Source organism: Segatella salivae F0493 (assembly GCF_000477535.1).
Taxonomy (GTDB): domain Bacteria; phylum Bacteroidota; class Bacteroidia; order Bacteroidales; family Bacteroidaceae; genus Prevotella; species Prevotella salivae.
The window spans coordinates 74,903-95,323 of sequence record NZ_AWGW01000029.1; the positions used below are offsets into that span (position 1 = coordinate 74,903).

16 protein-coding genes are annotated in these 20,421 nt (G+C 43.2%); 5 read left to right on the forward strand and 11 right to left on the reverse strand.

The window, feature by feature from the left end; translation table 11 throughout:
* Nucleotides 1-43 precede the first annotated feature (43 nt).
* Complete coding sequence (locus HMPREF9145_RS10495) at nt 44-979, reverse strand: PfkB family carbohydrate kinase (RefSeq protein ID WP_021826399.1); 936 nt, start codon at nt 977-979, stop codon at nt 44-46.
* A gap of 147 nt (nt 980-1,126) precedes the next feature.
* Here HMPREF9145_RS10495 and HMPREF9145_RS10500 point away from each other — a divergent pair, with 147 nt between their 5' ends.
* Entirely contained in the window at nt 1,127-2,359 is a 1,233-nt protein-coding gene (locus tag HMPREF9145_RS10500) for a M16 family metallopeptidase (RefSeq protein ID WP_021826320.1), read from the forward strand.
* A 501-nt stretch (nt 2,360-2,860) separates the two neighbouring features.
* Here HMPREF9145_RS10500 and HMPREF9145_RS10505 read toward each other — a convergent pair.
* The 5 genes from HMPREF9145_RS10505 to topA all read right to left on the reverse strand — a co-directional run bounded on the left by HMPREF9145_RS10505 (nt 2,861) and on the right by topA (nt 8,760).
* Entirely contained in the window at nt 2,861-3,349 is a 489-nt protein-coding gene (locus HMPREF9145_RS10505) for a hypothetical protein (protein WP_021826333.1), read from the reverse strand.
* Entirely contained in the window at nt 3,339-3,845 is a 507-nt protein-coding gene (locus HMPREF9145_RS10510; protein ID WP_007134835.1) for an RNA polymerase sigma factor, read from the reverse strand. The genes HMPREF9145_RS10505 and HMPREF9145_RS10510 overlap by 11 nt, the downstream gene beginning before the upstream one ends.
* Nucleotides 3,846-3,957: 112 nt before the next feature.
* Complete coding sequence (gene speA / locus HMPREF9145_RS10515) at nt 3,958-5,850, reverse strand: biosynthetic arginine decarboxylase (protein ID WP_021826308.1); 1,893 nt, start codon at nt 5,848-5,850, stop codon at nt 3,958-3,960.
* 54 nt (nt 5,851-5,904) lie between these two features.
* Nucleotides 5,905-6,432, reverse strand: a complete 528-nt coding sequence (locus HMPREF9145_RS10520) for a shikimate kinase (protein ID WP_021826377.1) — start codon at nt 6,430-6,432, stop codon at nt 5,905-5,907.
* Nucleotides 6,433-8,760: a type I DNA topoisomerase gene (gene topA, locus HMPREF9145_RS10525; RefSeq protein WP_036907504.1), complete on the reverse strand. Its 2,328-nt coding sequence runs from the start codon at nt 8,758-8,760 to the stop codon at nt 6,433-6,435. It lies immediately after the preceding gene.
* 284 nt (nt 8,761-9,044) lie between these two features.
* On the opposite strand from topA, the gene HMPREF9145_RS10530 reads away from it, so the two are divergent.
* The gene (locus HMPREF9145_RS10530) at nt 9,045-9,626 is read left to right on the forward strand and encodes a DUF417 family protein (protein ID WP_021826340.1); all 582 of its coding nucleotides are present in this window, start codon (nt 9,045-9,047) and stop codon (nt 9,624-9,626) included.
* Between the two features lie 147 nt (nt 9,627-9,773).
* Here HMPREF9145_RS10530 and HMPREF9145_RS13845 read toward each other — a convergent pair whose 3' ends face one another.
* Together HMPREF9145_RS13845 and HMPREF9145_RS10535 are read right to left on the reverse strand one after the other, a co-directional pair.
* Entirely contained in the window at nt 9,774-9,911 is a 138-nt protein-coding gene (locus HMPREF9145_RS13845) for a hypothetical protein (protein WP_196809776.1), read from the reverse strand.
* Between the two features lie 53 nt (nt 9,912-9,964).
* Complete coding sequence (locus HMPREF9145_RS10535) at nt 9,965-10,225, reverse strand: hypothetical protein (protein WP_036907438.1); 261 nt, start codon at nt 10,223-10,225, stop codon at nt 9,965-9,967.
* A 624-nt stretch (nt 10,226-10,849) separates the two neighbouring features.
* Here HMPREF9145_RS10535 and HMPREF9145_RS10540 point away from each other — a divergent pair.
* On the forward strand, nt 10,850-13,975 hold the full coding sequence (locus tag HMPREF9145_RS10540; RefSeq protein WP_036907441.1) for a hypothetical protein: 3,126 nt from the start codon (nt 10,850-10,852) through the stop codon (nt 13,973-13,975).
* A 134-nt stretch (nt 13,976-14,109) separates the two neighbouring features.
* Here the strand turns inward: HMPREF9145_RS10540 and HMPREF9145_RS10545 are convergent, their stop codons facing one another.
* A complete protein-coding gene (locus HMPREF9145_RS10545; RefSeq protein ID WP_394357113.1) occupies nt 14,110-14,934 on the reverse strand; it encodes an alpha/beta hydrolase in 825 nt (274 codons plus the stop codon).
* 100 nt (nt 14,935-15,034) lie between these two features.
* On the opposite strand from HMPREF9145_RS10545, the gene HMPREF9145_RS10550 reads away from it, so the two are divergent.
* A complete protein-coding gene (locus tag HMPREF9145_RS10550; RefSeq protein ID WP_036907445.1) occupies nt 15,035-15,565 on the forward strand; it encodes an NUDIX domain-containing protein in 531 nt (176 codons plus the stop codon).
* Nucleotides 15,566-15,757: 192 nt separating this feature from the next.
* Here HMPREF9145_RS10550 and HMPREF9145_RS10555 read toward each other — a convergent pair whose 3' ends face one another.
* Together HMPREF9145_RS10555 and HMPREF9145_RS10560 are read right to left on the reverse strand one after the other, a co-directional pair.
* Nucleotides 15,758-17,083, reverse strand: coding sequence for a plasmid pRiA4b ORF-3 family protein (locus tag HMPREF9145_RS10555; RefSeq protein WP_021826344.1), 1,326 nt, complete (start codon nt 17,081-17,083; stop codon nt 15,758-15,760).
* Nucleotides 17,084-18,107: 1,024 nt separating this feature from the next.
* Nucleotides 18,108-18,986: a patatin-like phospholipase family protein gene (locus HMPREF9145_RS10560; RefSeq protein ID WP_081697765.1), complete on the reverse strand. Its 879-nt coding sequence runs from the start codon at nt 18,984-18,986 to the stop codon at nt 18,108-18,110.
* Between the two features lie 110 nt (nt 18,987-19,096).
* Here HMPREF9145_RS10560 and HMPREF9145_RS10565 point away from each other — a divergent pair, with 110 nt between their 5' ends.
* Nucleotides 19,097-20,239, forward strand: a complete 1,143-nt coding sequence (locus HMPREF9145_RS10565) for a hypothetical protein (RefSeq protein WP_021826334.1) — start codon at nt 19,097-19,099, stop codon at nt 20,237-20,239.
* Nucleotides 20,240-20,421 lie beyond the last annotated feature (182 nt).

Consider the following 20,421-nt stretch of genomic DNA (forward strand, 5'->3'; position numbering starts at 1 on the left):
CAGATGAAAGGCGTTGAATTTTGCCGAAGTTATCGCCGTATAATCAAAGTTCTTGTTTCTTCAACAAACCGAATTCCTTGCCTACATAGTTATAGATATCTTTGCAACATTCGGCAGAAAAGGCCTTACCTGAAGCGATAAGGCGATCCCATTGCGCTTCGGTCAGTCCGTTTTGAATATCATCTCGCGTGATGTGTTGACGGAGAAGGCCATAGATAAAGCCTGCATTAAAGGTGTCACCAGCCCCAATTGTGCTCACTGTTTTGAGGCTTTCAATGTCGTAATCTTTATGGAAGTTGCCTTCAGCATGCACCGAAATAGGATCTTTTCCGCGTGTACAGATGAAGTTCTTGCAATAGAAACTAATCTCAGAATGATACACTTTATCCACATCATTCAGCTTATATATCACCTCAAAGTCTTCGTTACTGCCTCGTACTATGTCTGCAAACTCAAGGTTTTCAATAAGATTTGGTGTGATTCTCATCACCTCATTGCGGTGTGAAGCACGATAGTTCACGTCGTAATAGAGTATTGCTCCATGACTATGGGCATGCTCTAAGAAGGCTAACATCTGTGGACGTATGATGGGATTAATGGCAAAAAACGAACTGAAAAGCACGATATCATCGCGGTTTATCTCTGGATAAGTGAAATCAAACTGGTCGTGTGGGTCACTCTTATAAAAGAGATAATCGGCATTGTTGTGCTCATCGAGGAAGGCAAGTGACAGCGATGATTTGCTATCGGGATAGCAATTGACGTATTCTGTGCGTACACCATTGTCATGAAGAAAGTCAATAACGGCCTTGCCCACGCGGTCGTTGCCGGCTTCTCCAATAAAAGTGGTGTCAACACCCGAGCGTCCGAGCGAGATGATGGCATTGAAAGCCGAGCCTCCCGGCACTGCATTGATGGGCTTGTTGTCTTTGAAAATGATGTCAAAAGTGGTCTCTCCGATTCCTATTACCTTACGCATAATGATGTCAGTCTTTGAGTTTTGTTTGCAGAAATGAAGCTTGCTATCCCCTCATAAGGTGGTCAAGACAGGATAACTGCCGTTATATTTTACTGCAAAAGTAAACGATTCCACGCGCAAATGCAAATTTTTAAGTAACTTTGCACCATGAATTTATATAATACAATGACGCTTTCTAACGGCTTACGTGTCATTCATCAATCGTCTGATTCGAATGTCGTTTATTGCGGATATGAACTCAACGTTGGTACGAGAAACGAGGAACCAGGCTATGAAGGCATGGCCCACTTCTGCGAACATGTGTCGTTCAAGGGCACGAAACGACGCAAATCATGGCATATCAGCAATGCACTTGAGAGTGTGGGAGGCGACTTAAATGCGTATACAAACAAAGAAGATACGGTCTATTATGCGGCAGTTTTGAAGGAGCATACAGCGAGAGCGATAGACCTTTTGACGGATATCGTGTTTTATAGTACCTATCCTCAGGCCGAGATAGATAAGGAAGTAGAAGTTATTTGTGATGAAATTGAGAGCTATAATGACTCTCCTGCCGAGCTTATCTATGATGAATTTGAGAACCTTCTCTTTGCCAATCATGCCTTAGGACATAATATTCTTGGCACAGCGGAACGTGTAAGAAGCTTTAAAACTGCCGATGCACAGCGCTTCACTCAACGCTATTATCGTCCTGAAAACAGCATTTTCTTTCTTTATGGTGACGTAGATTTCAAGCGCGTTGTTAGGCTTTTGGAGCGTGCAACGAGTGATTTTGCCCCATCAAAACCTATCATCGAGCCAGCATTAAATCAGCCATTACCTCCAAATATGCCCGATTTCATCGAGAAAAACCATGGCACTCATCAAGCTCATGTGATGGTGGGCACACGCGGATATGACATTCATGACAAGCGAAGAATGAGCCTTTATCTGCTCAATAACTTATTAGGTGGGCCGGGAATGAATGCGCGTTTGAATCTCTCTCTACGCGAACGACATGGTTTAGTCTATACGGTTGAGAGCTCAATGGTTAGTTATTGTGACACCGGTGTATGGGCAATTTACTTTGGATGTGACCCAAAAGACGTCGGACGTTGTCTGAAATTGGTGCGTAAAGAGCTTGATCGTGTCATCCAAAAGCCCTTGTCTGACACCCAGCTTAGAGCCATAAAGAAACAAATAAAGGGGCAGATTGGGGTGGCATGTGACAACAGAGAGAGCTTCGCTTTGGACTTCGGTAAGAGCTATTTGCACTATGGTTGGGAGCGCGATCTTAACTCATTGTTCCGTCATATCGATGAAGTGACGGCGGAAAGTATGCAGCAAGTGGCTGCAGAACTCATGCAACAAGAGCGACTAACGACGTTGGTGATAGATTAATTTACATCATAAGACAAGACGTTTTTATGGTGTCCGCAAAATATTGACAACCAAAAGGTTATGCGAAATGCGAGATTTCTTTTTGTGTTATGAAAGAAAAGGCGTTGTGTTTTAGGTCATTTTGTATTGTGATTTGCATCATTTTATGCGATGAAATGGGCCATTTTACACGATAAAGTGATAGCTTTTATTTTTCAAACGAATAGAGACAATTTGCAAAGCGGATAGGAAGCATCATTAAAGAAGAGTTTGTTGTTGATGGATTATGCCTGTTCTGAGGAAGAAAACTTTGGCAAATAAGGTTAAGTTTTAGGGGGAAACGTCTTGCAATCTGTTTGGATTGAATGTGTAATTTATTTAAAATCGAGAAGGCCTGCGACTCATTATGGAGTGCAGGCCCTCTGTCGTTAGTATGTTATGAAAAATTTGAGAGAATAGAAACTTCACAGTTTCATTGGTTGTTTTAACTAAACATGATTTATAGAGAAAGCATAGAAATATCTACTTTAGAATCGGTTCGGCCGGCGTTTCGACTGCTTCGATGCTGCTATGATGCATCGTATCGATGACGGCGGAATCGCTTAGTGCGACTGAATTGCCTTTATGTGTGGCAGAATTCAATTGCATTGAGGGCGTTGTTACCTCTGAATCACTGTTCATAGAAACCTGCGCCGCATTGCCCAATGTAAGCATGATTGCCACCACTGCTGCTGCTTTGAAAAGCGGTTTGAGCTTTTGTTGCAGTGTGATAATACGGACTTTGACAGGCGCAGGTTCGTTGATGAGAGACAGTATACGCTCGTCGAAGTCATTACCCAATACATCTTGTCTCGGCTCGGCAGTCTGATAGTCGAACAAAGGCTTGTATTTCAGCAATTCGGCGGGTATGTCGTCTTGACTGAAAAAGGCTTTAAGAATCTGCTCTTCTTCAAGAGAAGTCGTGCAGTTCCAATAGCGTTCGAGTAATTGAGTAATGTATTTATAATCCATAATCTTCTATTTCTTGAAACTTAATTTTAACCGTCTGACGCGCTCGGTAGATATTAACCTTCACTTGTTCCTCGGTAATTCCGAGCACGTCAGCAATGTCTTTGTAGCTCTTTCCCTCAAAATCTCTCAGCTGCATACAGCTTCGTTGTTTCTCGGGTAGGCTGTCTACGATTTGCTTTACCACGCTAATCTTGTCGCGATGGATAATCTCTTCGTAGGGGTTATAGGCGCTTTCTGGAGCAGTTTTGTTGTCGAGTGAGTCGTTGTTGTTGTCGTACTTCTTGAGCGAATCAAGGGAAAGATTCCGACATATCGTGAGACTGAAGGCCTCTATCGATTCTAACTCGGTCCAAATATCACGTTTGTTCCAGACTTTTATCAGTGTTTCCTGCACAATGTCTTCGGCTTCTGCGCTGTTCATTGTAATGCGAAGCGCAAGCCGGTAGAGTTTATTCTTCAGCGGCAATACATCGTTTCGGAAGCTGATATTCTTCATCTGCGCTCTATATTGATGACGATTGGTGAATGGTTTTGTTACAGCAAATGTTATGCTTTAACGTCTTTTAAGTTTTGAAGTCAGGGATTTCTTACCTTATTTTAATGGTGTTCTATTCAAGATAGGTATATCCGTAGAGTCCCGATCGATAGTTGTTGAGGAACTCTTTGCCTTCTTCGAGCGATATTTTGCCTTGTTTTACGCTCTTAGTAACCCATTGTTCGAGCTGACGTACAAGCTTTTTAGGATTATATTGCACGTAATCGAGCACCTCTTCTACGGTCTCTCCGTCGAAGATTTGGTCGATATGGTACTTCCCATCCTTAACCGATACGTGGGCAGCATTGGTATCTCCGAAGAGATTATGCATGTCTCCAAGAATCTCTTGATAGGCTCCGATGAGGAAAACACCAAGATAATAGGGTTCGTTTTTCTTCAAAGGGTGGAGTGGAAGGACGTGGCCGACATGACCATCTGTAACGAAGTTGGCTATTTTTCCATCGCTATCGCACGTGATATCCTGTAGGGTTGCGTTGCGTGTTGGGCGTTCTGTAAGTCTCTGTATAGGCATAATAGGGAATAATTGATCGATAGCCCAGCTGTCAGGTAGACTCTGAAAGAGAGAGAAATTGCAGAAGTATTTGTCGGCAAGTAGCTTATCTAAGTTCCTAAGTTCCTCGGGAATATGCTTCATTGTCTTTGTAAGCATGTTGATTTCATGGCATACACTCCAATACATTGCTTCGATTTCAGCTCGTGTTTTCAAATCAACGATGCCATGAGAGAAAAGCTCTAATGCTTCTTCTCGTATCTGTTCAGCGTCATGCCAGTCCTCTAACATCGAGCGAGAATCAAGATTATCCCAAATATCATAAAGGTCTTTGACGAGTTGATGGTCGCTTTCCTTAGGCTCAAAGTCCTCATTCATCTCCGGAAGACTGGCCGCTTCAAGGACGTCAATGACTAAAACGGAGTGATGAGCAGCAAGACTTCGGCCGCTCTCTGTAATGATATTAGGATGTTGAATGTCGTTCTTATTCGCTGCATCTACAAACATATAGACGCAATCATTGACATATTCTTGGATGGAATAGTTAACAGAACTCTCGCTGCTTGATGACCTTGTACCATCATAATCGACTCCAAGTCCGCCACCACAATCCACAAAATCGATGTTGAATCCCATCTTATGAAGGTTCACATAGAATTGAGCGGCTTCGCGAAGTGCTGTCTGTATACGTCTAATCTTTGTGATTTGGCTGCCTATATGAAAATGAATGAGGCGCAAACAATCGTGCATTCCCATTGCGTCGAGCTTGCCGAGGGCTTCTAAAAGCTCTGCACTGGTGAGGCCAAACTTAGAGGCATCACCCCCACTTTCAGCCCATTTACCCGATCCCGACGATGCAAGTTTGATGCGAATACCAAGATTTGGTTTCACATTTAGTTTCTTGGCAGCGCGTGCAATGATATCAAGTTCGTTGAGTTTCTCTACGACAATGAAGATACGTTTACCCATTTTCTGGGCCAACATGGCCAATTCGATGTAGCTTTCATCCTTATATCCGTTGCAGATGATAAGCGAATCGCTCTTACACTGCACAGCAATGACGGCATGAAGTTCAGGCTTTGAGCCTGCCTCAAGACCGAGATTAAACTTCTGTCCGTGTGAGATAATCTCCTCAACTACAGGTTGCATCTGATTCACTTTAATCGGATAGATGATAAAGTTCTCTGCTTTATAGTCGTATTCTCGCTTTGCTTTCTGGAAACAACTAAAGGTTTTCTCTATCCGATTGTCTAAGATGTCGGGGAAACGCAATAGTACTGGTGCCGTGACATCACGCAAGGCAAGTTCATCCATGACGTCGCGCAGGTCGACTTCTGTATTGTCTTTACAGGGTGTTACATAGACATCGCCATTCTCATTGATGCCAAAATAAGAGGTTCCCCAGCCATTAATGTTGTAGAGTTCCTTTGAATCGTCAATCGTCCACTTTTTCATTATCAGTCAAAAAAACGTAATTATTAAAGTCGTTTATGTATGGTTGCCTTGACATTAGAGTCTTAGCATTGTTTTTAATTGCTCAATAGAGCGTTCAATTTTATCGTAGTTATCAAGCAAATCCACATGATGCACATACTTAGCTTTGGCATAATAGGGTTCACGTTGCGTCAGTTGATCTTGTATAAACACCTTAACCTCCTCGGCAGTTTTATTCAAAAGTAAAGGTCTTATGACTTTACTCATCTTCAGATGTCCATAGAGAACCTCAGGGCTTGCTTTCAAATATACGGTCTCTCCCTGTTGATTCATGTAGTCGATATTATCGAAAAAGCATGGTGTTCCGCCTCCACAACTGATGATAACGTCCTCAAATTCGGCCACTTCATGCAGCATATTATGCTCTATTTTGCGAAATCCTGTCTCGCCATTTTCATCGAATAGTTCCTTCACTGATTTGTGCATACGACTTTCTATGTACCAATCGAGGTCATAGAAAGCCATACCTGTAGCGTTGGAGAGAGCCTTTCCAATTGTCGTTTTGCCGGCTCCCATGTATCCGATGAAGATGATTCGTCTCATTTATTTCTTCTTTCTGCTCTTTGGTTCGGGTGCATTGTTCACAATGTTCATACACTCTTCAAAGCTCAGTTCAGCGGCCTTTTCGTGTAAAGTCTTAGGCATACGATAGTTCTTCCCGTCATAAGCTATGTAAGGACCATAGCGACCATTGAGCACTTCGAGTTTAGGATCTTTCTCAAATGTTTTGATGTGGCGTTTTTGTTCCTGCTCTCTTTTCTCTGTAATGAGTTGGATAGCTTCGTCAAGTGTTACTTTCATTGGGTCTGTTCCTTTGGGAAGAGACACATATTTCTTGTTATGCATGACGTAAGGACCAAAGCGTCCGGCGCCAATCACTACCTCACTGCCTTCAAATTCGCCTATTGTGCGGGGGAGTTTGAATAGCTCTAACGCCTCGTCTAAAGTGATTGTCTCAATACTTTTGTCGCTCGGCAGTTGAGAAAAGCGTGGCTTTTCCGCATCATCTGCAGACCCAATCTGGACTACCGGGCCAAATCTTCCTATCTTAACAAACACGGGTTTGCCCGTGCCTGGCTCTTCTCCAAGTTGTCTTTCGCCTGCTTTGTGCTCCGAACGAGCATTCATTACCTTGTCAATGGTAGGCTCAAAGCTCTTATCAAAGAGTTTCATCATGGAGTTCCACTCTTCATTTCCCTCGGCAATTTGGTCGAACTGTTGTTCTACTTTGGCAGTAAAGTTGTAGTCCATGATGTCTGGGAAGTTTTCCATCAGAAAGTCATTAACAACGATTCCGATATCTGTGGGCAGCAGTTTTCCCTTTTCGTTGCCCACCATCTCTTTGCGTTCACGGCTCGTTACCTTTGTTCCTTTCAGCGTATCAATAGTATAGGTGCGCTCTTCTCCTTTCTTGTCGCCCTTCTGTACATACTCTCTTTGTTGTATTGTCGATATGGTTGGAGCATAAGTAGACGGGCGTCCAATGCCCAATTCTTCGAGTTTGTGCACCAAACTGGCTTCTGTGTAACGGATAGGACCCATGCTGAATCGCTCTGTTGATGTGATTTCATGACGTTCAAGCACGTCACCCACCTTCATAACGGGTAGGATATGTGCAGTCTCTTCCGTGTTGTTGTCTTCCTCATCGGTTGATTCTCGGTAGACTTTCAAGAAGCCATCAAACGTAATGACTTCTCCGTTGGCAATAAACTTGGCTTGACTGCCGGCGATATCTATTGTTATTGTTGTCTTGTCTATCAGTGCATCAGCCATCTGACTGGCTGCCGTTCTCTTCCAAATCAGTTCATAAAGTCGTTTCTCTTGAGCCGTTCCGTCAATCTGAGTGTTACTCATATATGTGGGACGGATAGCTTCATGCGCCTCTTGTGCACCCTTTGAATGCGTATGATAGTTTCTAACCTTGCTGTATTCCTTTCCCCATAGCTTGATGATCTCATCCTTACTGGTGTTTATAGCAAGTGAAGAGAGGTTCACAGAGTCCGTTCTCATATACGTGATATGACCGTTCTCGTAAAGCCGTTGAGCCACCATCATGGTCTGACTCACCGTGAATCCCAACTTACGTGCAGCCTCTTGTTGCAGTGTTGAGGTAGTAAAAGGAGGGGCAGGAGTGCGGTGTAATGGCTTCTTGGTTATGCTTCCAACGCTAAATTTGGCATCCTTACACTGCTCAAGAAAGTCAATTGCTTCCTTATGTGTTTTGAAACGAGTGTCTAATTCGGTTTTAACCTCTCCCTGACTACCGTCAGAATTGGTGATACTAAATACTGCATTGATGCGGTAATATGGTTCAGAATGGAATGCTTGTATCTCTCTTTCACGCTCTACAATAAGCCTTACTGCCACGCTCTGTACACGCCCGGCACTGAGTGCCGGCTTTACTTTTCGCCAGAGAACTGGGGATAATTTGAAACCAACTAAACGGTCAAGTACACGACGAGCTTGCTGTGCATTGACCAAGTTCATATTCAAATGGCGAGGCGATTTGATAGCATCGAGGATGGCAGATTTCGTGATTTCATGAAACACAATACGGCTTGTCTTAGCCTCGTCTAAGCCTAATACTTCGCAAAGGTGCCACGAAATGGCTTCTCCTTCGCGGTCTTCATCGGAAGCAAGCCATATCTTTTTTGCCTTCTTGGCATTTGCTTTGAGTTCTGAAACGAGTTTCTTCTTCTCGTCAGGGATTTCATAGTCTGGTTCTAAAGTCTTAGGATTAATACTAAGTTCCTTTTTCTTTAAGTCACGAATATGACCATATGATGACATCACCTTATAGTCGTCACCCAAAAACTTCTCTATAGTCTTCGCCTTTGCAGGGCTCTCTACGATAACTAAATTCTCTTGCATACTCATTAATGAACTTTTATCTTGGTGCGCAAAAGTAATGAAAACTTTCACGCTATACCTTATTATATGATGTTTTTTCTACTTTTTTAAGAAATGAACGCAAGCACTTCAGACGCCATTGAAATCAAAACCATACCACGAATGTGGCATTTTTCAAAGAAATATAATACTTTCTATTGGAAAATATTAATTAAATTGCTTATATTTGCAGCGTACTTTTTGATGTCGTTGATTTGACATCACAAGACTTAACAACATTATTAACGAAAAAAAATGATTAAACAATGGAAAGAATAACAAAGTTTGTAGAGTCAGTTCTCCATTTAACAGCCTCATTAAACGGCTTGGGTGTGCATCTCATACGCGTTGCAATCTTCATTATTTTTATTTGGATTGGCGGATTAAAGTTCTGGAATTATGAGGCCGAAGGCATCGTTCCGTTCGTTGCTAACAGTCCTTTCATGAGCTTCTTCTATGAAAAGAAGGCTCCGGAATACAAGGATAATAAGCTCAAAGAGGGTGAGTTTGATAAGAAAAAGCATGAGTGGCATGTGGAAAATAACACTTATGGTTTCTCACATGGCTTGGGATTGCTCATCATGTCGTTTGGAGTGTTGACGCTCTTAGGCATTTGGTTCCCCAAGATTGGCTTCGTTGGATCTGGTCTTGTCATTCTTATGACGTTTGGAACACTGTCGTTCCTTGTCACGACACCTGAGTGTTGGGTGCCCGATTTGGGTAGTGGCGAACATGGATTCCCGTTACTTTCTGGCGCAGGTAGACTCGTTATTAAAGATACAGCGATTCTCGCCGGTGCGTTAGTTGTGCTGTCTGACTGTGCACAACGCATCTTAAAACGGAAGTAAAGCTTTTGTTTTAATTTCTCACCCCAGCTCCTTGCTTTCCTCATTCCGCAGGTTCCATGAATAGCGTCCTATGGTTTTTCGAAGAGAGCAGGGTGTAGTTAGCCTTGAAAACATAGGAAATTGGTTTGGCGGTATTGGGGAATTGTTTTATAAATTATATATTTCAACGCCGTAGGTGTTGTGCTTTTGATAGCCCAGGGTTGCCAAACGATAGTGCAGGCTACCCTGGGTTAATGTATGTTGTGAGGGGAACAACGCCGTAGGTGTTGCGCTTTTTAAGCGCAATCCACCATAAAATGTTTCATTGTAAGCGTGCCTTCAAAGAAAAAGCTCAACACCTATGGCGTTGAATCTCCTTGTGAACGTTTGCCCGGGGTAGGCTCGTCCCTTGCCAACCCCGGGCTATCAAAAGAACAACACCTACGGCGTTGCACTATGAGGGCATTTATAATGTCAAACACATGCATTGAGTAATCATCATAAAACGCACGATGTTGCGTGCCGGAAACATTCACTATGGCAAATACATTCATTGGAATATTGGCACCAAACCTACGGCGTTGCGTCATTGCAATATCCGTAATGGTGGGTGCATTCATTGGGAATTTACTGCGACACCGATGGCATTGCATCTCTATAACATTCCTTTTTGCGCATAATTTATATTTTGTGCGTATTCCCAATAATATTTATCATCTTTTCATTTGTGTTCAATGGTAAAATGATTTGTGCCAAATCATCGCGTAAATTGCCGTGTTTTACGCGATGAAATGACGCAAAATGTGGCATGATTTGACGCAAATCGTTTTATCGTTTGTTAGCTATTGCCGCGTGCTCCTTATTGATTGGTTGAATCACTTGATTCACAACAGCTTATAAAATCATATGAGGGGACTTTTGCTTCATCATATTCCACCACGCTTTTCCCTGAATTTTATACGCGAAAATGAATGAGTTTAATTTCTAATGGTGCTTTTTCGATGCTATGAATAGCGTTTTGTAATCTTACTATTCCGCTTTCCTTATTCTTTGTTTTATGGCACACGGCAAAATCATTTTTATGCAAGTGTGAGGAAAAATAAATCGAAAAATATTGTCAGATGCTTGCATCTTGATTGTTTTTATTGTATATTTGCCACGCAATCTCATTCGTGTTGTGCCCCATAATAGGGCATGATGCCATGCAAAACCTTTGTAACAATCCAATTTAACCTATCAATAACATGTCTATTAAACCATTTCTTATCAGTTTGTGCTGTGCATTTGGCAGCGTTGTTTGCCATGGACAGACCCTTTATGACCTATCCGATGTTTACTTAAAAAATGCCGATTTCAACGCGAATTATGACCATGCAGTCGGTGAAACGGGTAATGTTGCGCAACAAATTTGCGAACTTCCCGGTTGGAACAAAGACTTTTCAGTAAATTATACGATAGCGGGTGTCTATCAAATTGGTACAAACAAGACGTTCAATGGAGCGAAAGTACCTGATAAAGCCTTTGATGGCTCGACATCAGGAGGCGTACTTGCCTTGAGCACGGGGTGGGAACAAGCGCTTAAATATTATCAAACGGTGACGCTTCCAGCTGGAAATTACACGATGAAATCGGCCTTTTTTAATGGTAGTGATAAGTCTTCTGGCATCTCACTTATGGCCTGGTTACCTGATGGAGGCACGCCTGTTAAGTCGTCGTTGACCTCGTTTTTGGTTGACAACTGGACCGAAGATGTCGTTCATTTCACCCTAACGGAGACGACAACTGGCCGTATTCAGCTTGGTTTTCAAGCGCCAGAGAGCAGAGGAAGCGCCAATTTCGCACGCGTATGTATGGACTTTATCCATCTTTATAGAGACACTCCAGTGGGTAAATTTGAGGTGGATATAAAGAAACACGACTTGTTGAATGATATTGACCAGGCCAAACAGCAACTTGGTTCAACTTCAAATGCGTCGGCAACTGCCTTTCGCGAAGCCATCACTAAGGCGCAAGAGGTGTATGATAACGCCTCGGCCACACTTGAAAATGTCATGCAAGCACGTGTTCATCTGGCTCAGGCTGCCGAGACATTTGCTTGGGCAAATCCCACAGGAGAGGCGCCATTGGTGACTACTGACAGTCGTTTTGCACGCGGATCTACCATGGCTTTCGCCCGTATTCAGGTCAAAGGAGAAAACATTGTGGAGCAAGGTGTTTGCTGGAGTACGTCACCCAACCCCACCATTCGCGATGAACGAACAACAGAAGTCATTCATCACAAGGGGCAAATCTATTGGATGAAGAACCTCCTTCCAGCCACTTGTTATTACATACGCGCCTATGCTATCACGCAAGGGAAGCTGGTTGGTTATGGCAATAACGTCAAATGTTACACCCTTCCGAAAGGAACGTTGTCGTATACGCTGCGAGATGGTGGTGACAATGAAACGAAAGCACGAATAGAAGCGGCTATGAAGACGGCCGTAAATTGGTGGAACAACCTCACTTCTATACATGGAGTTACGTTCAATGTTGGCTTTAATTCGGGCACGCCTACAGCCGATTGTTCTTATGGAGGCTATATCCGTGTGGGGGCAAACACAGCCTATCAACGCACTGGAACGATGCTACATGAGATGGCACATGGCGTTGGTGTCGGCACACATAACCCTTGGTGGGATGGTCGAATGCGTTCAAATGGAAATCGCGGACTATGGCTTGGCGACCGCGCTACAGCCGTTTTACGCTTCTGGGAGAATGATAACACGGCAACATTAACAGGAGATCACATTCATTTTTGGCCTTATGGCATCAATGGAGCACATGAAGATGATGGGTCGGATGCCTTATATATCATTCAATCGCTTATCGTTCAAGCACTCGGAGAGGATGGACTTCCACCATCAGGAGGCTTTGCAACGCCGGCATATAGCTTCGAACAAGAGAATAATCAGCGTTATTATTTGAAGAATGAAGCCATAGAAAATGGGCGTTATTCGACGTTTGTTACCGAACAAAAAGATGGGCGTTTGGCGCTGAAAGAACTCTCTTCAGAAGATGTTTTGACGAATGATAGTGCGGCATGGCACGTCATTTTTAATGCCGAAAAGAGTCTTTATAACTTCAAAAATGTGGCAACTGGTCATGTGATTACCTATGACACACACACTTCTTCGATGCGAACTGGCGAGGCAGATGGGGCAACTGATGATGTGCTTTTCCATTTGATGCGTGGCCGAAAGGATGTTGTTGAGGGCAGTAGTGTGAGAGGTTATTGGATGATTCATAACGATGGGTCGGAGAGTCCGAAGGTAATGAGTGCGGAAAATGGTTCAACACTCACGACAGCCACTTATAATTTGGGGAATGATGCCACAGCACAACGCTGGTTAATCCTTGATAAAAACACGATGGAATCGATAGAAATGCAAGCTAAGAAGGATTATTCTAAACAATTAGATGACTATCTTGACCTTGTGAAGAAACTGCGTTCTACCCCTCATCGCGAAGATGTTGCAGGCACAGATAAGACCTTTGACGATGGGTTGGAAGCCATTAAATCTCGTCGTTTGACGGCAACGAGTGCGGGAAAACTATCAAGTTTAGTAGCCGAAGCACATGCTTTGGCCTATAATTTCCTGTCACATGTGACGCCATTGAGTAAGTATGAACCTTTTGATTTGACGTTTATGGTGATGAATCCCGGCATGGATCAACTGAATGGTTGGACTGGAAAGCCAGCCTTAAATCACTCTTCAGGTGAGTTCTATCAAGCCACTTTTGACTTCAATCAGACGATTTCGAATTTGCCAGTAGGCAGTTATCAGCTGCGTGTTCAAGCCTTTCAACGTCCTGGTTCAGCAGAAACGGCTTACCAAGCACACATGTCAGGAGACGATAAAGTGACTACAGAAATCTATCTTGGTGACTGCTCTTGCAAGGTGAAACAGGCGGTAACTGAGGCTCGTGAGACGCCAATTGGGGTTGGAAATGAATCAATGTTGCCGAGCAATCCAGCCAAATATATTCCCAACGACATGCTTTCGGCGAGTGAATATTTTGCAAATGGGCTCTATGAAAACAATGTTTCGGCTCGGGTAGAGACTGAAAACTCAAGTTTGAAACTTGGTATTCGTTGTACGTTTAGCGACAATATGTATTGGAGTATCTTTGATAATTTCAGGTTATATTACTTTGGTAACATGCCGTTTGAAGAGGTTATGCCGGTTAAAAAGATACAGGTGCAGACGCAAAGTGTTTCAGATAGGGTGTTTACTATAGACGGAAGAGCGATTAATATGCATGGAAAAGGGGTTGAAAGTCTGCCTCATGGCGTGTATATTATAGGCGGAAAGAAGATTGTTCGCTAAGTTTTTATGGGCTGCAATGCATTGAAATATTCGCGGTTAAGTTTCATTTGATAAAGAAAGGGACACCAATTGATGGTGTCCCTCTTTATGTATTAGGATAGGAATAGTGTTGTTTTAGAAAGCAAAGGATAACATTATTTCTCCTGTAACCAGTCTTTTAGCTCCTGAAGCATAGTCGTATGGAACTTGAAATTCGGTCGAATGCCCCAGCCATGTCCGCCACTTGGGAATACATGTAGCGTCGCAGGAACGTCATGTCTGTATAGTTCTAAGTAGTAATTTACGCTATTTGCGGGCATAACGGCCTTGTCATCATCACTTAAAGCAATGAAAGCTCGTGGTGTAACTCGAGTCACTTGGAGGTCACTACTGTAGTCTTTTTCGTCCTTCTTTCGGGCATCTTTCCCTAATAAATTGTCGTGACTTTGCTGATGAGTATAGCCAGGTAACATCGTAATGACAGGGTAGAAGAGAATCTGAAAGTTTGGTTTTGCATCGCCTTTGCTATGCGTTGCTATGACCGAAGCTAAGTGTCCACCAGCCGAAAAGCCCATGATGCCAATGTCGTTTCGGTTGATATGCCATAAAGAAGCATTGTCGCGAACGAGCTTAATGGCTGCTTCGGCATCGGCAATAGGTACTTCTAAGTTACCATTTGGCATGCGATATTTCAATACAATGGCTGCAATGCCGAGGTTGTTTAAGTAACCTGACCAGTCTTTTCCTTCGTGATTCATGGCCAATCTGGCGTAAGCGCCACCGGGACAGATAACAATTGCGCGCCCCGTTGCAGTCTTTGCATCGGGCAAGTAGACATAAACCTTCGCCGTGTCTGCATCATTTCCATTGCTCACAGCAGGCTTTCCTTGCCACAAATTGATTTCCATGGGAGTTTGAGCCTTGGCATTTGTTAGACAGAAACAAGCCAAAAGTGCTAACATTAAGTGTTTTGTTTTCATATGATTATATTTAATTTTTCCGATGATTTTCGTCATTGTAGTTGCAAAGATAACGAAAAAATCGTAATATTGCAGCATTAATCAATGAATAACCAAAACGATGTTACTCTTAGAACGAATGGCCTTTTGCCCACTATGTGGCTCATCTCATTTTGTGGTGAATAGCGAAAAGAGTCGCCGATGCAAGGATTGTGGCTTCGAATACTTTATGAATCCCAGCAGCGCGAATGTGGCTTTGATCTTCAATCAGCGTCAAGAACTGCTCGTGGTAAGGCGTAAGAACGACCCCGCCCGCGGCACTTTAGACCTTCCAGGAGGCTTCGCTGATATGCAAGAAACGGCAGAAGAGGGAGTCATTCGTGAGGTAAAAGAGGAAACCGGGCTTGAAGTGACATCGCTACGCTACTTGTTCAGTCTGCCCAATCGGTATAAATTCAGTGGTGTAGTGCTGCCAACTCTTGACCTCTTCTTTGCTTGTGAGGTGGCCGATGATAGCAAATTACAGGCTTCTGACGATGCTTCTGAGGCCTTTTGGGTGGCATTAGATAAAATCAATCCTAATGAATTTGGACTCGATTCCATTCGAAAAGGCATTGAACGATATGTGAAAAGCAAGGTCCATCCGCAGTAATCATCTGACAATATCATGCTAACAGGCTGTCAAGGAGAAAGACTTTGCTCTGCATCTAATCCCTCTTATCTGCTTAGGAAAAGCAAAATTTAGAGACAACCTTAGCCAAAATGCCTCCTGTTAGCAAGGCTTTTCAACGTAAATTTTATTGTAATCAGGAACCCTTTCTATGGAAAATATGATGTAAAGCGCCTATCGGTTGCAGTGCTTTACTATCTTTTGAGCTTCTTTAAGCGGGAATAACTCGGGGTCATATCTAAAGCCCAACCACTCCATTTCATTCAAAGCATCGGGCGAAGCAGGTTTTTCCATGAGCATACAAAGGCGTTGGTAGCCCGGCACTCCACCGCAATCATTCGGCGGACACGCACGTTCGCCACCGAGAAGACTCACTTCTTTCTTCTCGTCTCCATATTCGTTGACGGCCAAAAGCGTTACCGTGTGCAACCAACAATCACCATAATCATATTCAAAGGTAACCGAATCGCCCTTTTGTTTCAGCAGATCGGCAATGCAATATTGGCGTCCATCCTTTGTCTCGGGTTGCATTCGGCTTTCCATTATCTCATGAAGCGAAGTGGCATAAAACGTAGATTGTCGTCCATTTCGCATGATAAACTGATGTAAATGCTCTTCCGCCCAGCCCATAGAAAGCAGGATTATTGACGCAATGGAAGTCAAGGTAATCGACGAAGGGACTTCAATTTCGCGCCATATCGGTGGTTTTATCGTGTCAAGAACAATGCGAAGGCGATATTTCCACACGTGCATCACGGGCTTATATATGGCCATTGGGTGCTCCACCCAGCCGTCAAAATTCTGCCAATCATAATCATCGACGTTGAGATTTTCAACGATTTCATCGGTGTTTTCAGTGTCTTCATGCTCGGGAGTAAGTTCTTCGGGCCAACGTTCTTCGTCTTCTTCATCAATGTCGGGGTGCGAAAAATAAGACAATGGCTTGCCCAGAAGGGGATGAGAACAGGTGTCTTGCCCTATGGTTTGCCCATGGAAGGGGCGCTCTTTGGCTATTCTGAGCTCTTCATTGTCGTTGGAAGACGCGCTGTGAAGCATCGAAAGCACCGACTCTATATCAGCCGTTGTGAGCTGCTCACCCCCAGCTTGCTTGGCCACTAAATTGAAAAAGTCTTGCACAGGGCGTGTCTTCACAGCCTTCTTGATGTCTTCTTTCATGGCCTTTTCGGCCTGAACCTGCACCATTTCACAAAGTTTCTGGAAATGTTTAGCGGTCTTGTTTGCCTTTAACTCGGGCGCTTCAGCCAATCGTTTAGCCAACTTTCGCAACATAGAAAGGTTACAATGCCAAATGTCTTCAAGCGAAAGACGCAACCGAAGCACATCAGCTGCGGCGTTGGCTGCTGCATAGTTGATGACAAACTCGCTGTATTCACGTGCTTTTGAGGCAGACAACAGTTTCTCTTTAATGAGTTCTGAACGGTTCTTCTCTATGAAGTCGAACAGGTCAGTGGTGTAATTTATGAAGTACTTCCTGCCCATATGCACAAAAATAAATGTTGTCTTGTATGCAAATATAATATAAATTTCGAGATAACAACGCATGTTATCCATACAAAAATAGGGTCTATAGATAAAGTTTTCGGCTTTTATTACAGGCCTTTTTGAGCCTTGTAGTCTTTTTTCAGCACTCGGTTTTATCCCCTATTTATAGGGGATTTTACTGTGGTTGGACAACTTTTGTAAAATGCGTAGTGTCAGAAGTACAATTTCTTAAGCCTAAAATGTAGTTTAATGCGAAGGGAGGTGCGGTGTGAAGATGTAAAGTTTATTGGCCAAAAAACAGGGGGTTTGGAAATCGTCAAATAGAAATGATGGGTTCATGAAAGTCTATTGGTTGGCCCATTTCATTGTAAAGAAATCACAATTTCGGGTGAAAGAAGTTGTAATTTTCGTCGTTTTGTCACCTGATTTGCATGTTTTTAGAAATAAAATCGTTCATATTGTGTTATGAAATGACGTTTGTTGTCGTATGAAATGCGTCATTTCGCACGATGAAATGACTCAGTTTACAACTTAAATGTATGTAATATTGCACGATGTTTTCAGTCAATATGTATAAGTGTTTGATTGATAGAAGGTTGTAAAACCGCGAAAATCATGGGGTATTTTGAGGGAGAGGACTTTGCGTTTCAAATATGCTCGTTGTGCGAAGGCTTTTGTTAAACTAATTCTGAACCTTTATTTTTTATCCCTTTTCCTGCTTTTTTGAATTATTAACGCAATGATTTCATGTCATCATTCAATTTTATTTCGTTTTAGAAATGATTGGGTAAATCGCATGGCGTGAGCGGGGGCATTGGGTGAGTTGTGCGTTTCCATGCCGTTGGCGTTGTGCTTTAAGCGCGTAATAGCTGTGGGGTTGTCATGCGCAGGATTGCAAAGGGCACACGAAACGAGGCGAATCATTCGCCAAAATGGGGCAAAAAATGGCATAATGTATGCCTCGTTGCCCTGTTTTTACGGGATAATTTAGGCGTAGAACAAGACAAAGAGCAACACAAGTTTATGCGAAGAGGAAGGCTTTTATGCGGTTGAGTTCGGCCAATCCCTGTTGTTTCCCCATGTCATATACCTCTTGCATGATTGCAGGGTCATGCGAAGTATGGTTGATTTTCAACTTCCTTTCTGGTGCAATAACAAGCGTTTGGCCAAGTTTTTCCTGCTCTTCGAGATAACGAAGTTGGGCATTATACATCTCATGTCGATGCATTAGGGCTGATAACATGTGGGGATATTTGCGCAGGGCAAGGCGCATTAAGGGCATGAACGATGTGGGTTGTTTCACGTAATCGCGTGGTTGCGTGAGAATAACCACGTTGCGTTGGAAACCAATTTCTTGGAAATAGCGCAAAGGAATCGAATCAGACACACCGCCATCGAGCAGCTTTCGCCCACCAATCTCAACAATTCGTGACACCAAAGGCATGGAAGCTGAGGCCCGAATCCATTCGCATAGCTCGTCGATAGACATCTCTTGTTCGGCCTTTTGATAGACAGCACGACCTGTTTCGACATCTGTGCAGACCATATAAAAGTCGGTTGGGCTGGCCTTGAACGTCTCAAAGTCGAATCGGTCCAGCTGTTGTGGCACGTGATGATAGGCAAATTCGGCCCCGAAAAGGTCGCCTGTGCGCAGCCAAGAGCGTAGACTGCAATAGCGCCAATCATGAGAAAAGCGCTGGTTATAACGCAAAACACGACCCGGTTGGCGGCTCAAGTAGTTGCAACCAAAGGCAGCTCCCGCCGAAACGCCAATCAAACCATCGAAGTGAAGCTGGTTTTTGATGAGCACATCTACAATGCCCATCGTGTAGAGTCCACGCAAAGCACCTCCTTCTAACACAAGACCTGTTTTTATTTTTGCGTCATTTGTTGTTGTCATATCCGTATCTTTTACCTTCAAAATGAAGATTCTTGCGGCAAAGATAAATATTAATTCAGAAATAATTGGTATTTTTGTAGTCTAAAATATAGATGTAACAAAGGCGTGCTATGATAAAGATTAAAGAAGTAAGGAACTTGAATGATTTAAGGAAATTCGTTCAATTCTATTATGATTTGTATCGCGATTGCAAACAGGCTGTGCCATTTTTGTATGGTGATGAAATGAAAACACTGCGCAAAGACCGCAATCCCTCGTTTGAATGTTGCGATGCTTGCTATTTCATGGCATTCAAATCAGGGCGTATGGTGGGCCGAATAGCAGCCATTATCAACCATCGTGCCAATGAGAAATGGCATAGTAAGGTGGTGCGTTTTGCTTGGTTTGACTTCATCGATGATGAGGAAGTATCGGCAGCTTTGTTGCAGGTGGCAGAACAATGGGGGCGTAAGCGGGGCATGACAGAGATTGCAGGACCACTCGGTTTCACGGATATGGACCGCGAAGGCATGCTTATTGAAGGGTATAATCACCTTTCTACGATGTACATTAACTACAACTTTCCGTATTATCCGCGTCATATTGAGCAATATGGAGGCTTCCGTAAGGACAACGATTATTTGGAATATCGCATCAAAATCCCAGAAGTTGTGCCACCAAAGATGCAGAAAGTGGCAGAGATGATAGCCTCGCGATATCATCTGCGCACCCATAAGTTCACACGAGAAGAGTTGGTTCGTGGCGGAAAGGGACGCGAATTGTTTGAGATTCTCAATGCAACCTATAAGGATTTATATGGCTTTTCGGAGCTTTCTGATAGGCAAATCAGTGGCTTAGTGAATGAATATATCAAGAAAGCCGACTTAAATCTCATCACGGCGGTTGTCGATGAAGAGCGTGATAATAAGATGATTGGCTTTGGAATTTCATTCCCTTCGTTCTCTAAAGCCTTGCAAAAGACACGCGATGGGAGGTTATTTCCCTTTGGCTGGTGGCCGTTGTTGCGTGTATTAAAGTGGCATAAGACCGACACAGTAGACTTACTTCTCATTGGTGTTTTGCCTGAATATCGGCGCAAAGGAGCTAATGCACTCATCTTTAAAGACCTCATTCAGTGTGTTCATTCCTATGGTTTTAAGTGGGCAGAAGCTATGCCTCAGATGGAAACGAATACTGCTGTGCAAAGTGAATGGCAATATTTTGATGCCGAACAACACCGTAGACACCGCTGCTATCGAAAGGAAATAGATTGAAACGGGGCTGAAGCTGTTGTTTGTTGTGGAGCAAACGAGTAAACAATCGCTTGCTTATGCTGACCTTTGTTGTGTTCAATGTTGATGAGTTTTGCCGTGTTTTGTGCAAAATATCGCCATTTCATCGCATTTAAAAGCAAAGAAATCATTCGCTAAGATCTTATGCTGTCTGCATTTTATAG